Raw genomic sequence first — 395 nt, forward strand, 5'->3', positions numbered from 1 at the left:
CGGCTGGAGCGTGGCCGTGCACGACCACCGCGCCGACGTGGTGGTGGCGGACGGCCTGGGGCACGGCCCCGACGCCGCCGAAGCCGCCGCCGTGGCGCTGTCCGTGTTCGCCCGGGCCCGGGGCAGCCATCCCGGCCGCTACCTGGAACTGGCGCACGGCGCGCTGCGCACCACGCGCGGCGCCGCCGTGACGGCCGCACGCGTGGACGCCGGCGCCCAATGCATCCGCTATGCCGGCGCCGGCAACGTCATGGCGCGCGTGATATCCGGCATCGACGACCGCACGCTGCTGGTCCAGAATGGCACCGCCGGCCTGCAAATGCGGGCCGTGCAGGAGCAGGAGGTGGAGTGGCCGCCGCACGCCGTGCTGATCGTGCATTCGGATGGCATCCAGT

Annotated in this window: 1 protein-coding gene; it reads left to right on the plus strand. The window is 74.7% G+C overall.

Annotated features, from left to right (window positions below; genetic code table 11):
- Positions 1 to 16: 16 nt before the first annotated feature.
- Positions 17 to 395: SpoIIE family protein phosphatase (locus AC1DHL_RS30065; protein ID WP_478164378.1), on the plus strand; the 379-nt coding region annotated here is incomplete at its 3' end.

Source organism: Variovorax sp. 10L426 (assembly GCF_056395305.1).